General features: G+C 71.6%; 11 protein-coding genes. 7 read left to right on the top strand and 4 right to left on the bottom strand.

Features of this window, described 5'->3' with window-relative positions; genetic code table 11:
* The first annotated feature begins 38 nt into the window (after positions 1 to 38).
* From ACFY16_RS13735 to ACFY16_RS13715, 5 genes are all read left to right on the top strand, one after another.
* The gene (locus tag ACFY16_RS13735) at positions 39 to 929 is read left to right on the top strand and encodes an FAD binding domain-containing protein (RefSeq protein WP_390647300.1); all 891 of its coding nucleotides are present in this window, start codon (positions 39 to 41) and stop codon (positions 927 to 929) included.
* Positions 929 to 1,519: a (2Fe-2S)-binding protein gene (locus ACFY16_RS13730; protein WP_390647299.1), complete on the top strand. Its 591-nt coding sequence runs from the start codon at positions 929 to 931 to the stop codon at positions 1,517 to 1,519. The genes ACFY16_RS13735 and ACFY16_RS13730 overlap by 1 nt, the downstream gene beginning before the upstream one ends.
* 2 nt (positions 1,520 to 1,521) lie before the next feature.
* The gene (locus tag ACFY16_RS13725) at positions 1,522 to 3,906 is read left to right on the top strand and encodes a xanthine dehydrogenase family protein molybdopterin-binding subunit (RefSeq protein WP_390647298.1); all 2,385 of its coding nucleotides are present in this window, start codon (positions 1,522 to 1,524) and stop codon (positions 3,904 to 3,906) included.
* A 125-nt stretch (positions 3,907 to 4,031) separates the two neighbouring features.
* Positions 4,032 to 5,489, top strand: coding sequence for an NCS2 family permease (locus ACFY16_RS13720; protein ID WP_390647297.1), 1,458 nt, complete (start codon positions 4,032 to 4,034; stop codon positions 5,487 to 5,489).
* Positions 5,490 to 5,540: 51 nt separating this feature from the next.
* Positions 5,541 to 6,692, top strand: coding sequence for an XdhC family protein (locus ACFY16_RS13715; protein ID WP_390647296.1), 1,152 nt, complete (start codon positions 5,541 to 5,543; stop codon positions 6,690 to 6,692).
* On the opposite strand, the gene ACFY16_RS13710 is transcribed toward ACFY16_RS13715, so the two are convergent.
* From ACFY16_RS13710 to ACFY16_RS13700, 3 genes are all read right to left on the bottom strand, one after another.
* Entirely contained in the window at positions 6,644 to 7,963 is a 1,320-nt protein-coding gene (locus ACFY16_RS13710) for a lanthionine synthetase LanC family protein (protein WP_390647725.1), read from the bottom strand. The genes ACFY16_RS13715 and ACFY16_RS13710 overlap by 49 nt on opposite strands.
* 182 nt (positions 7,964 to 8,145) lie before the next feature.
* Entirely contained in the window at positions 8,146 to 8,586 is a 441-nt protein-coding gene (locus ACFY16_RS13705; RefSeq protein WP_390647295.1) for an SRPBCC family protein, read from the bottom strand.
* 128 nt (positions 8,587 to 8,714) lie between these two features.
* Positions 8,715 to 9,497 (bottom strand): polysaccharide deacetylase family protein, encoded by a 783-nt coding sequence (locus tag ACFY16_RS13700; RefSeq protein ID WP_390647294.1) that lies wholly within the window; start codon positions 9,495 to 9,497, stop codon positions 8,715 to 8,717.
* Positions 9,498 to 9,801: 304 nt separating this feature from the next.
* Between ACFY16_RS13700 and ACFY16_RS13695 the strand changes: the two genes are divergently transcribed.
* Positions 9,802 to 10,503, top strand: coding sequence for an SDR family oxidoreductase (locus tag ACFY16_RS13695; RefSeq protein ID WP_390647293.1), 702 nt, complete (start codon positions 9,802 to 9,804; stop codon positions 10,501 to 10,503).
* A 283-nt stretch (positions 10,504 to 10,786) separates the two neighbouring features.
* Entirely contained in the window at positions 10,787 to 12,286 is a 1,500-nt protein-coding gene (locus ACFY16_RS13690; protein ID WP_390647292.1) for a hypothetical protein, read from the top strand.
* A gap of 148 nt (positions 12,287 to 12,434) precedes the next feature.
* On the opposite strand, the gene ACFY16_RS13685 is transcribed toward ACFY16_RS13690, so the two are convergent.
* Positions 12,435 to 13,676: a sodium-dependent transporter gene (locus tag ACFY16_RS13685; protein ID WP_390647291.1), complete on the bottom strand. Its 1,242-nt coding sequence runs from the start codon at positions 13,674 to 13,676 to the stop codon at positions 12,435 to 12,437.
* Between the last annotated feature and the right edge of the window lie 107 nt (positions 13,677 to 13,783).

Raw genomic sequence — 13,783 nt, 5'->3', positions numbered from 1 at the left:
CCGTACGACCCACGAGACGAAGAAGAAGAGAGCCGGTCATGGACTTCCTTCGCCCCGCCAGCTGGGAGGAGGCGCTCGCCGCCAAGGCCGAGCACCCCACAGCTGTGCCGATTGCGGGTGGCACCGATGTGATGGTCGAGATCAACTTCGACCACCGCCGGCCCGAGTACCTGCTCGACCTGAACCGCGTCGGCGACCTGTACGAGTGGGAGGTCGGCGAGGAGAGCGTGCGGCTGGGAGCCTCCGTCCCGTACGCGAAGATCATGGAGAACCTGCGCGCCGAACTGCCGGGCCTGGCCCTGGCCTCGCACACGGTCGCCTCCCCGCAGATCCGCAACCGCGGCGGCGTCGGCGGCAACCTCGGCACCGCCTCTCCGGCCGGCGACGCCCACCCCGCCCTGCTCGCGGCCGGCGCCGAGGTCGAGGTCGAGTCGGTACGTGGCTCGCGCCTGATCCCGATCGACGCGTTCTACACCGGCGTGAAGCGCAACGCGCTCGCCGCCGACGAACTCATCCGCGCCGTCCACATCAAGAAGGCCGACGGCCCGCAGCAGTACTCCAAGGTCGGCACCCGCAACGCCATGGTCATCGCGGTCTGCGCCTTCGGTCTGGCCCTGCACCCCGAGACCCGCACGGTCCGCACCGGCATCGGCTCCGCCGCCCCCACCCCCGTCCGGGCGAAGACGGCAGAGGACTTCCTGAACGCGGCGCTCGAAGAGGGCGGCTTCTGGGACAACGGAAAGATCATCACCCCGTCGGTCGCCAAGCAGTTCGCGGACCTGTGCTCCGCCGCCTGCAACCCGATCGACGACGTCCGGGGCACCGCGAGCTACCGCCGCCACGCGGTCGGCGTCATGGCCCGCCGCACGCTGACCTGGACCTGGGAGTCGTATCGCGGCACCGCCGCCCGCACGGAGGGAGTCGCCTGATGCGCGTCAACTTCACTGTCAACGGACGTCCGCAGGAAGCCGACGACGTATGGGAGGGCGAGTCCCTGCTGTACGTGCTGCGGGAGCGGCTCGGTCTGCCGGGTTCCAAGAACGCCTGCGAGCAGGGTGAGTGCGGTTCCTGCACGGTTCGCCTGGACGGCGTGCCGGTGTGTTCCTGCCTGGTCGCCGCCGGTCAGGTCGAGGGGCGTGAGGTCGTCACCGTCGAGGGGCTGGCGGAGTTCGCCCGGCAGCGGGCCTGCGGTTCCGAAAAGTGTGACACTTCCGCGGAATGTGGCACATCTTTGGACGAGGCCAAGGGGTGGGCCGCCAGGCCCACCGACTCCCGGACCGGCGAGGGCGCCGAACTCTCCCCCATTCAGCAGGCGTTCATCGACGCCGGCGCCGTCCAGTGCGGCTTCTGCACCCCGGGTCTGCTGGTCGCCGCCGACGAGATGCTCGAGCGCAACCCGAATCCGACCGACGCGGACATCCGCGAGGCGCTGTCGGGCAACCTGTGCCGCTGCACCGGCTACGAGAAGATCATGGACGCGGTCCGCCTGGCGGCCGCCCGGCAGGGAGAGGCGGTCTGACGATGCCCACCAACGGCGCACCCACGAAGATCACCCAGGATTCCCGGACCAAGGGCGGCATCGGCGAGTCCACGCTCCGCCCGGACGGCACCCTCAAAGTCACCGGCGAGTTCGCGTACTCGTCCGACATGTGGCACGAGGACATGCTCTGGGGCCAGATCCTGCGCTCCCCGGTCGCGCACGCCGAGATCGTGTCGATCGACACGAGCGAGGCCCTCGCGCAGCCCGGCGTCCACGCCGTCATGACGTACGACGACCTGCCGACCGACGTGAAGAACTACGGCCTGGAGATCCAGGACACCCCGGTCCTCGCGCACGGCAAGGTACGCCACCACGGCGAGCCGGTCGCCATCGTCGCCGCCGACCATCCGGAGACCGCGCGCCGCGCCGCCGCCAAGATCAAGGTCGAGTACCGCGAGCTCCCGGTCATCACCGACGAGGCCTCCGCGACCGCGCCGGACGCGATCCTCGTCCACGAGGGCCGCACCGACCACCACATCGGCCACGTCCCGCACCCGAACATCCTCCACCGTCAGCCGATCGTCCGCGGCAACGTCGAAGAGGCCGCCGCGAAGGCCGACTTCGTGGTCAGGGGCGAGTACACCTTCGGCATGCAGGACCAGGCCTTTCTCGGCCCCGAGTCCGGTCTCGCCGTACCCGCCGAGGACGGCGGCGTCGACCTCTACATCGCCACCCAGTGGCTGCACTCCGACCTGCGCCAGATCGCGCCCGTGCTCGGCCTGCCCGAGGACAAGGTGCGGATGACGCTGTCCGGCGTCGGCGGCGCGTTCGGCGGCCGCGAGGACCTGTCGATGCAGATCCACGCCTGCCTGCTGGCGCTGCGCACGGGCAAACCGGTCAAGATCGTCTACAACCGCTTCGAGTCGTTCTTCGGGCACGTCCACCGCCACCCGGCCAAGCTCCACTACGAGCACGGCGCCACCAAGGACGGCAAGCTCACGCACATGAAGTGCCGAATCGTCCTGGACGGCGGCGCCTACGCGTCGGCCTCCCCGGCGGTCGTCGGCAACGCCTCCTCGCTGGGCGCCGGACCGTACGTCATCGACAACGTCGACATCGAGGCGATCGCGCTCTACACCAACAACCCGCCCTGCGGAGCCATGCGCGGTTTCGGCGCGGTCCAGGCGTGCTTCGCGTACGAGGCCCAGATGGACAAGCTCGCCGACAAGGTGGGCATGGACCGGGTCGAGTTCCGTCAGCTCAACGCGATGGAGCAGGGCACGCTGCTGCCGACCGGCCAGCCCGTCGACTCCCCGGCGCCGGTCGCCGAACTCCTGCGCCGAGTCAAGGCGATGCCGCTGCCGCCGGAGCGCCAGTGGGAGAGCAGCGAGGGCGCGGACGTACGACAGCTGCCCGGCGGTCTGTCCAACACCACGCACGGCGAGGGCGTCGTACGCGGCATCGGCTACGCGGTCGGCATCAAGAACGTCGGCTTCTCCGAGGGCTTCGACGACTACTCCACCGCCAAGGTCCGCATGGAGGTCATCGCCGGCGAGCCCGTCGCCACCGTCCACACCGCGATGGCGGAGGTCGGCCAGGGCGGGGTCACCGTCCACGCGCAGATCGCCCGCACCGAGCTGGGCGTCGCGCAGGTGACGATCCAGCCGGCGGACACGCAGGTCGGTTCCGCGGGCTCCACTTCGGCCTCGCGGCAGACGTACGTCACCGGTGGCGCCGTCAAGAACTCCTGCGAGCTGGTCCGGGAGAGGGTCCTGGAGCTCGGCCGCCGCAAGTTCGGCACCTACCACCCCGCCTGGGCCACCGCCGAGCTGCTCCTGGAGAGCGGCAAGGTCGTCACCGACGGCGGCGAGGTCCTCGCCGACCTGGTCGACGTGCTCGAGGGCGAGGCCGTCGAGGTCGAGGCCGAATGGCGGCACCGGCCGACCGAGGCCTTCGACCTGCGCACCGGTCAGGGCAACGGCCACGTCCAGTACAGCTTCGCCGCCCACCGCGCCGTCGTCGAGGTCGACACCGAGCTCGGCCTGGTCAAGGTCATCGAACTGGCCTGCGCCCAGGACGTCGGCAAAGCCCTCAACCCGCTGTCCGTCGTGGGCCAGATCCAGGGCGGTACGACCCAGGGTCTCGGCGTGGCGGTCATGGAGGAGATCATCGTCGACCCGAAGACGGCGAAGGTCAGGAACCCCTCCTTCACCGACTACCTGATCCCCACCATCCTCGACACGCCGACGATCCCGGTCGACGTGCTCGAACTCGCCGACGACCACGCCCCGTACGGGTTGCGCGGCATCGGCGAGGCGCCGACCCTGTCGTCCACCCCGGCGGTCCTCGCGGCCATCCGGAACGCGACGGGGCTGGAGCTCAACCGGACGCCGGTACGCCCGGAGCACCTGACCGGAACCGCGTAAGCAGTCCGGCGTCCGCAGCACACCCAGTTCGTCTCGGGCCGTCCCCCGGGTCGTGCACCTTCCCAAACCCCGCGCCCGTCAGGGCGGTTGCGTGGGTGCCCCTATGAACCTTGGGAGACGGCACCATGACCCAGCAGTCAGTGGAGCCCAGGACCACCGCCGAAGACGCGGGTGCGGGAACCCGCGTCCCGGCCGGCAGGTCCTGGCTCGACCGGTACTTTCACCTATCCCGGCGGGGATCCACGGTCGCGCGCGAAGTGCGCGGCGGCGTCACCACCTTCATGGCGATGGCGTACATCCTCCTGCTCAATCCCCTCATCCTGTCCGGCAAGGACGCGGCGGGGAACACCCTCGGCCAGCAGGCCCTGATCACCGCGACCGCGTTCGCGGCGGCGTTCACCACGCTGCTGATGGGCTCCTTCGGCAAGGTGCCCCTCGCGCTCGCCGCCGGACTCTCCGTCTCCGGCGTCCTGTCCTCACAGGTCGCCCCGCAGATGACCTGGCCGCAGGCCATGGGCATGTGCGTGATGTACGGCGTGGTCATCATGCTCCTGGTCGTCACCGGCCTACGCGAGATGATCATGAACGCGATTCCGCTGGCCCTCAAGCACGCGATCACCATGGGCATCGGCCTGTTCGTCGCCCTGATCGGCTTCTACAAGGCCGGCTTCGTGCACCAGGGCAAGGCGACCCCGGTCACCCTCGGCCCGACCGGTGAACTCGCCGGCTGGCCCGTCCTGCTCTTCGCCGTGACCCTCCTGGCGATCTTCATGCTCCAGGCTCGGGGCGTTCCCGGCGCGATCCTGATCGGTATCGTCGGCGGCACGGTTCTCGCGGTGGCGCTCAACGCGGTGGGGGCGATCGACCCCGGGCAATGGGCGAGCGGTGCACCGGAGTTGCACGGCAGCGCGGTCTCCGTGCCGGACTTCTCGCTCTTCGGTGACGTCGAGTTCGGCGGCTGGGGCGACGTCGGCGCGATGACGGTAGGCATGATCGTCTTCACGCTCGTGCTGGCCGGCTTCTTCGACGCCATGGCGACGATCATCGGCGTCGGCACCGAGGCCGGGCTCGCCGACGAGCGGGGCCGGATGCCGGGCCTGTCCAAGGCGCTGTTCATCGACGGCGCGGGCGGCGCGATCGGCGGCGTCGCCGGCGCGTCGGGCCAGACCGTGTTCGTCGAGTCGGCGACGGGCGTCGGCGAGGGAGCCCGTACGGGCCTGTCGTCCGTGGTCACCGGACTCCTCTTCGCCGCCTGCCTGTTCTTCACCCCCCTCACGGCGATCGTGCCCGGCGAGGTCGCGGCCGCGGCCCTGGTGGTCATCGGCGCCATGATGATGACGAACGCCCGCCATGTGGACTGGGCCGACCGCGCCACCGCGATCCCGGTCTTCCTGACCGTCGTGATCATGCCGTTCACGTACTCCATCACGGCGGGCGTGGCGGCCGGAGTCCTCTCGTACGTCGCCATCCGGATCGCCCAGGGCAAGGCCCGGGAGACCGGGGCCTTCATGTGGGGCCTCACGGTGATCTTCCTTGTCTACTACGCCCTGAACCCCGTCGAGAGCTGGCTGGGCGTGCACTAGCCGGCTGGCGGCAAGCGCCTTTCATCCGACCGCTGTTAAGGAGACCGAGACATGCTGGACATCGCCGAAGAGCTGAACCGGTGGGTCGAGCAGGGCCGCGACTTCGCCGTGGCCACCGTGGTGGCCGTCGGCGGCAGCGCGCCCCGCCTGCCCGGCGCCGCCCTCGCGGTGGACGCCGACGGCACGGCGATCGGCTCGGTCTCCGGCGGGTGTGTGGAAGGCGCGGTGTACGACCTGTGCCGACAGGCGCTGCAGGACGGGGAAGTGGTCCTGGAGCGCTTCGGCTACAGCGACGAGGACGCCTTCGCCGTCGGTCTGACCTGCGGCGGCATCATCGACATCCTCGTCACACCGGTACGGGTCGGCGACCCCGTCCGACCGGTGGTCGCGTCCGCGCTGTCCGCCGCCGCGACCCGGGAGGCGGCGGCGGTGGCGCGGATCGTACGGGGCCCGGCGGAACTGGCGGGGCGCGCCCTGCTCGTCCGCTCCGACGGCTCCTACGAGGGCGGCTTCGGCGCGCACCCGGAACTGGACCGCACGGTCGTGGCCGAGGCGACTGCCTTCCTGGACGCCGGCCGCACGGGCACCCTGGAGATCGGAGAGCAGGGCTCACGCTGCGGAGCACCGCTCACGGTCCTGGTCGAGTCGTCGGTCCCGCCGCCCCGGATGATCGTCTTCGGTGCGATCGACTTCGCGTCGGCGCTGGTCAGGATCGGCAAGTTCCTCGACTACCACGTGACGGTGTGTGATGCCCGCCCCGTGTTCGCGACCCGAACCCGCTTCCCCGAGGCCGACGAGATCGTCGTCGAGTGGCCCCACACGTACCTGGAGCGCACGGACGTCGACGCCCGCAGCGTCCTGTGCGTCCTGACCCACGACGCCAAGTTCGACGTACCCCTGCTCCGGCTCGCGCTGCGACTGCCGGTGGCGTACGTCGGCGCGATGGGCTCCCGCCGAACCCACCTGGACCGCAACCAGCGGTTGCGGGAGGTCGGGGTGACGGAACTGGAGCTGGCGCGGCTCAGGTCACCCATCGGGCTCGACCTGGGCGCCCGTACGCCCGAGGAGACCGCCCTGTCGATCCTGGCGGAGATCGTCGCCGACCGCCGTGGCGGCAGCGGGGTCTCCCTGACCGGCGCGCACACGCCGATCCATCACGACGTGACGTCGGTGCCGGCGGGCCGGATCGGGTCGGTCGCCTGAACCAGGCCCCGGCGCACCACCGGCTGGTCCGGCCAGGTGAAGGCGTAGTCCGGGTCGCCGCCCTGGCTCACTCTCACGAAGCGCAGCAGTTCGCGCGCGATGCCCGCGTTGCCCATCGCCCACCCGGTCTGCGGTTCGAGGTCGCTCGGCGTGGCCCGGTGCTCGACGTTGGACCAGCGTGCGCCGTCGGCGTCCCGGGTCGCCCGCGCGGCGAGATCCGCGACCAGGAGACGGGCGAAGTGCGGGGCGTCCCCCTGCTCGGCCATCCGGTCGCAGGCCAGGGCCAGAACGCCCGAAGTGCCGCAGCAGCGGCCGTTGTTGTCCCAGAAGCCGGGGCGCAGCCGGCGCGGCAGACCGGAGTGGGTCACGGTGTGCCAGCAGCGGTCGGCCAGATCCGACCAGGCGGGCTCGGCGAGGGTGTCCCTGAGCAGCCGGAAGACCTGGGCGTCGCCGGCCGGGCCATGGCACCAGCCGTAACTGTGCCGCTCGATCAGGTCGGGGAGGTACTGCGGGTCGGAGTGGGGGACGAGGAAGCCCGCCGGTCCGGCCTCGTCGCGGGCCACCACGTCCGCGACACCGGCCCGCGCCGGCTCCACTAGGTCCGGGCGGCCGGTGTCCGTACCGACGGAGGCCAGCGCGTACACGATGCCGAGGGTGCCGTGCGAGATGTGGTGCAGCCGCTCCGTCACACCGCGGCGGAACTCCCAGGTGACGCCTGACGGAGTCGCCTCGGCCGTGCGTGCGTAGGGCTCCAGGGCGAGTACGGCGAGGTCGGGGTCGCCGGCCGCCAGCGCGCCGAGGCCGATGCCCGCGTTGCCGCCCATCAGCTCGAACAGGTCGCCCCAACGGGTCCCGTCGAACCGGGTCCGCACGCGCCCCAGGGCCCGGTCCGCCGCGGCGCCGGCCGCGCTGTCGCCCAGCTCACGCTGGACGGTCCGCAACACCAGCGCCATGCCGGTGAGGCCGAAGTACAGCGAGTCGTCCGGGTGGTCGTCGACGGCGTCGGCGAGACTGCGCGCCGCACGCCGCGCGGTGTCGGCATACGCGTCGTCGCCGAAGTGCCGCCAGGCCTCCAGGAGCGCCGGGACCACCCCGGCCGTCCCGTTGTAGAGCATCGGGTCGGGGTCGGCGTCCGAGGGCCTGACGGGCCAGGCGAGCCCGCCGCCCCCGGTGTCCCGCGCGGCGCCGAGCAGCCAGCGCAGGGCGTCCGCGGCCAGTGCCTCCACTTCCTCGACCGTCACATTCGCCGCAGTCATGTCCCCCGCAGTCATGTCCTCCGCCGTCATGTCCCCCGCCCCCATGGTCCCAGCCGTCATGTTCCCCGCGGCTGCGTTCCGCACCACGTCCCCACCCTGACATGCGGCGGGGCGTCCGACCAGAGGGTTCGGGCGGGCACCGCGAAGCAGCGCACCCCGCCCGGCTCCAGGTCGTCCCAGGTGCCGGGCGACCGGTGTCACGGCCGGCGGAGCAGGCGGTTCACCGCCCGTCCGAAGACCGAGCGCGCCGCCGCGCGCAGGAACGGGTCGAAGGGGGACGGCAGCAGGCGCACCCGCAGCTCCTCCCGCCAGATCACCCGGGCCCGTCCTCCGGGCCCCGGCCGCACCTCGATCTCGGCCCAGCCCAGGACGACCCGCCCCCGCTTCTGCAGGCGGCACAGGCCCGGTTCGTCCTCGTACGGTGGCTGCCAGACGGTGACCTCCATCCGGTCGTCGAAGGAGAGCGGGCCGATCCCCGAACGCGCCACGATCAGCGTGCCCTCGTGGGTGGGCGGGGGTGTGTCCACGGTGACTCGGGTCAGGGGGACCACGTCGCCATGCCGGGGCCACTCCGTGAGCCGTCGCCATGCCTCGTCGAGGGGGAGCGGTACCGTGCGTTCGAGTTGGAAGTTGACCACGGGACGATCGTAAGCAAGTGGTCCGGTTCACCTACGCGTTCGCCCCCCGGTCACCCCATTCGCCGAGTGGGGTGTCGGCAAGGAGACGTACTGGGAAACACCGCGTGTCCCGCCACGAGGCCGACGGCTCACGGCCGGTACACCTTGCCGGGTTCCGCCGTCCCCGGCGCCAGCAGTTGCGGCACCGTCACGAACACGTACCCCCGCTTTTTCAGCCCGTCGATGATCCCGGGTACCGCGGGCACGGTCCCCGGGTAGATGTCGTGCAGCAGGATGATCCCGTCCCGGGACGACTGGGCGAGGACACGCTTGCGGATCAGGGCGGAGTCGTTCGTCGTGTAGTCCTTGGCGGTCACGCTCCACAGGACCTCCGACATGCCGAGCTCGCGACAGATCTCGTGCACGGTGTCGTTCGTACGGCCCTGGGGCGGGCGCATGAGCGTCGGCCGGTGTCCGGTGAGGCGCTCTATCTCCTTGTTGGGCCGCTCGAGTTCCTCGCGTATCTCCTCCGGCTCGATCCGGGTGAGGATCTTGTGGTCCCAGGTGTGGCTGGCCACCTCGTGGCCCTCGTCCGCCATGCGCTTGACGAGCTCGGGGTACTTCTCGATGTGGTTCTTGCCCAACAGGAAGAAGGTCGCCGGGACCTGCTTCTCCTTCAGGATGTCCAGCAGGCGGGCGGAGTTCTCGCTCGGCCCGGCGTCGAAGGTGAGTGCGATGCACTTCGCCTCGCTGCAGTCGACGGTCCCGAAACGGGCCTGGGCGGTGGGCTGGGCTCGGGCGGCGCTCGGAGCCGTGGTCTCGAGCCGGGTGCACCCGGTCAGAGCCAGTGCCAGGGAAGCGGCCGCCACCGACATGGTGACGGCACGCAACCCGGCCCCCGTTTTCTTCATCTTCTTGGTCCGAGAAGGCATGCCAGGACTATACACAGCGAGTATATACGCGGTGCATAGTCCCTTCCGTGTTCCGCGTGTGCGTCACTGCTGGGCGTAGAGAAGCACGGGTCTGCGGTGGGTTCGAGGCATACGAGGCCGTTCCTTGTCCGTAATGCGCCCGTCCGTAATTTCGAACGTTGTTCGTGAAATCGATCAGACCATAGGTGGGGGCATGTCCGCGTCAGTGAGATGGACTTCGGAAACCGATCGGTTTACCATGCGATGAAACCGATCGGTTTCCTCATCTGCCCCGGACTTCCCCGGGCCTTTCCTGGAGTCGGACATGACCACGATCAAGAACGCCACCGTCCTCGTCACCGGCGGCAGCCGGGGTGTCGGCCGTGCCCTGGTGGAGGAGCTGTACGCCCGCGGCGCCGCCAAGGTCTACGCCACCGCCCGCGACCCGCGCACCGTGACCCACCCCGACGCCGTCCCGCTGGCGCTGGAGGTGACGGACCCCGCCTCCGTGGCGGCGGCCGCCGCCCAGGCCCAGGACGTCACCGTCCTGATCAACAACGCGGGCGCCTTGGCCGGCACCCGCTATCTCGACGCCCGCCTCGACGACGTGCGCCGCGAGTTCGAGATCAACTTCTTCGGACCGCTGCTGCTCACCCGCGCCTTCGTGCCGGTCATCGAACGCAACGGCGGCGGTCACGTCCTCAACGTCCACTCCGTGCTCTCCTGGTTCGCCGACGGCAGCACCTACAGCGCCACCAAGGCGGCGATGTGGTCACAGACCAACTCCCTGCGCCTGGAGCTGGCACCGCGCGGCATCGGCGTCACCGGGCTGCACATGGGGTACGTCGACACCGACATGACGGACGGCATCGACGCGCCCAAGTCCAGCCCCCATGACATCGCCATGGCCGCCCTCGACGGCATCGAGAGGGGGGCGTACGAGGTGCTGGCCGACGACGTCTCCCGACGGGTCAAGTCGGCGCTGTCCGGGGACGTGGAGGGGCTGTACCAGCAGCTCGCGCAGTGACGCGTCCCTTCGGGCGGACCGTACGGCGTTTCGGGACGTGGTCGTGGGCGACCCCGCCGCCCGGTTCCGTCTGGTCCCGGCCGGGATCAGGGGCTCCTCGGTCGCCCACGGTGCGGCCAGGACTTCACTCTCCAGTCGGCACGCGCTGCGCCGTTCGGGCCTGCCGGGCGGGCCGGAGCCGGCCGTGTCGGCCAGCGTGCATGGGGTGGGGGTAACCACTTTCGCGCCTTCGCTTCACCGGGTGAAGCTGGGCCCTACGCCATGTAAGGGCAATGGGTGAACGATGGCCGACAGCACGAACGCCACCCTGGCCGGAGCCCGGCGCCCCGGTTCGTCCCGGGCCGCCGCCATGCCGTGGCGGGCGCGCGGCGACACGTGGCTCGCCGCGGTCGCGGCCGCCTTCGTCCTCGCCCAACTCGCCCTCGTGCGACCGGGCATGGGCCTCGGCTGGGACGAGACGGTGTACGTCAGCCAGGTCAGCGGCCACGCCCCAGCCGCCTTCTTCAGCGCACCCCGCGCCCGCGGAGTCCCCCTCCTGGTCGCGCCGATCGCCTCCTGGTCGGCGTCCACCCCGCTGCTGCGCGTCTACCTGGCCGTGCTCGCCGGTCTCGCCCTGTTCCTGGCCCTGCGCGTCTGGCGCGGACTGTTCCCGGCCCGCGTACTCGCCCTCGGCGGCGCCCTGTTCGCCTCGCTGTGGGTGACACTCTTCTACGGCCCGCAGGCCATGCCCAACTACTGGGTCGCCATCGGCGCCCTGGCCTGCGCCGGCTGCTTCCTGCGCGCCGGGCCCGCCCCGCACGACCGGGCGGCCGTGTGGGGCGTGTTCACAGGCGCTGCCCTGATGGCATGGATGCGCCCCATGGACGCGGTCTACGTGGTCCTGCCGCTGCTCGCCCTGTGTCTGTGCCTACGACGGTGGCGGCGCCCGGCGCTCCTCGCCGCCCTGCTCGCCGGACTGGTCGCCGGAGTGGGGGAGTGGGTGGTCGAGGCCTACCTCGGCTACGGCGGCCTCGCCCAGCGTCTGTCCGACGCCTCCCGCATCCAGGGCGGCCTCGGCTGGCACCTCGCCCTCGGCGACCAGCTGCGCAGCCTGGGCGGGCGCACACTGTGCCGCCCCTGCGCCGGATCGATGCCCAGCCCGGCGGTGACGGCGTGGTGGTTCGTCCTGCCGCTCCTCGCCGTGCTCGCCGCGGTGATCGCGATCCGTGCCCGGCGCCCGGCACCCACCCTGGTGCCCCTCGCCTGCGCCACGACGGCCGCCGTCCCCTACCTGTTCCTCATCGGCTACGCTGCCCCCCGCTTCCTCCTCCCCGCCTACGCACTGCTCTCGATCCCCGTCGCCGACGCGCTCGCCCACCTGGTCACCGCGCCGGGCCGGGCTCGGCGCCCGGTGGCCGTGACCCTGCTGGCGCTGGGGCTCACTGGGCACCTGGCCGTCCAGTACGTGGTCCTGGACCACACCGTGCACCGCACCACCGCCGCCCACCGCGACTGGTCCCGCACCGCCGCCGGACTGCACCGTCTCGGCGTACGGCCGCCCTGCCTGCTCACCGGGTACGAGGCGACCCCGATCGCCTTCTACGCCGGATGCGCCTCCGCGCAGACCAGCGGTCACAACGCGAACCCCACCGCGTCGGCGATCGACCGCACCGCCCGCACCACCCCGACCGCCGCCCTCACCCCGCCCGGCGGGCGTCCGCCGGCCTACGCCCGCACCTGGCCGGCCGAGCACATGGGCGGCGTGTCGGCCTACGTGGCCCCGCACGTGCACCGGGGGCGGTGACGATGTGCGCGGCCGAGCCGTCGCCGACCCGGGGGACGCCGGTACACAAGGCTCGTACCGTGCGGGGCATGAGGCTTCCGTCAAGCGGAGCCGTGAGCTCCCATTGAGCCGGTATGTGCAGGCCTGAAGTCCTTCTGGGTCGACACGTTCATGTGGGGGCGCGGACGACCCGGTTCGCGGCCGCCTTCTGCAGCAGCCCATAGGCGAGGACCGGCAGCAGCAGGTACGGCTTGTCGGGCAGCGCGGTGGTGAGCAGGACCGCGCTCGCGCTGCTGTTGTTCATGCCGCAGGCGAGGGTGAGCGAGGAGGCCGCCGGGGCGTCCAGTCGCAGCACGCGGGCCGTGACACGTCCCAGCGCGAAGGACAGCGCGCACACCAGCGCGGCCACCGCGACGGCCGCCGCGAGCAGCAGCGGGCGCGGCCGGGCCAGGAACGACCCCAGCGCGCCACTGGCGTTGACGTACGTCAGCAGCAGCGACCCCACCAGTGCTGCCGGCCCGACGGCCGTCGACACCCGGTCGGGCCACGGCCCCGACAGGACGAGCCGGCTCAGCACACCGGCCGCGCACGGCAGCACCACCGTCGTCAGGGCGAACCAGCCGTCGAGGCCGTGTCCGGCCGAGGCGAGGGTGGCCGTGTGGCCGCCGCCGAGCAGCGGGGCCAGCGCCCCGACCGTCACCGGGATCGTGACGGGGCTGACGAGCGAGGAGGCGAGCACCAGCCCGACCATGGTCGGCTGGTCGCCCCGCCCCTTGCCGGTCCACACCGTGGCCCCGGCCGCCACCGGCATCGCGACGATCAGGATCATCGCCGTGACCAGTCCGCTGCCGCCGTCGGTGTCGGGGGAGCGGCGCAGCAGGAACACGACCGGTGGAATGATCAGCAGCGGGGCCGCAAACCTCAGGGCCACCCCGGCCAGCAGCGCCCTCGGGCGGCGCAGCAGGCGGCCCAGCGCCTGTGCCGGCACCTGGAGTCCGGCCGAGAACAGCACCAGCGAGAGCAGCAACGACGTGGTGTGCAGGGGCAGTTCGCGCTCGTGCCCGAGGGGTAACGTGTGCGGTTGGCGCAGCCACAGGCCGGGCCCCGGCAGGACCAGTGCGGCGAGGTAGGACAGGGCGACGGCCCGGCCCAGCCGCCGACGCAGCCAGTGCGTGAACCGGGCGGTGCGGGCGGTACGGCCCCCGGTGTCCACGGTGGTGGCGACCGCGCTCGCGCGGGCGCGCGACTCGTCGTCCGCCTGGACCTGGAGGCGGTGCCGGTGCCGGTGCCGCACGACCGTGTTGAACACCACGCTCAGGATCGTCATCAGCGGTGCGGCGATGGTGACCGCGACCAGCGAGAGCCGGCCGCGCGGGACGCGGGGCGCCGGGCGCGGAAACGGGTTCCTCATGACAGGCGGTGGCCGATCCCCCGGGCGAACTCCTCCCGTGGCCCGAGCGACAGCACATCACGCAGGGCGTGATCGTCCTCGACGACCAGGATCCGGGGGTGCATGGT

It is taken from the genome of Streptomyces sp. NPDC001315 (assembly GCF_042896175.1).
In the GTDB taxonomy this organism is placed as follows: Bacteria; Actinomycetota; Actinomycetes; order Streptomycetales; family Streptomycetaceae; genus Streptomyces.
This window is presented reverse-complemented; position numbering and strand designations above follow the sequence as displayed.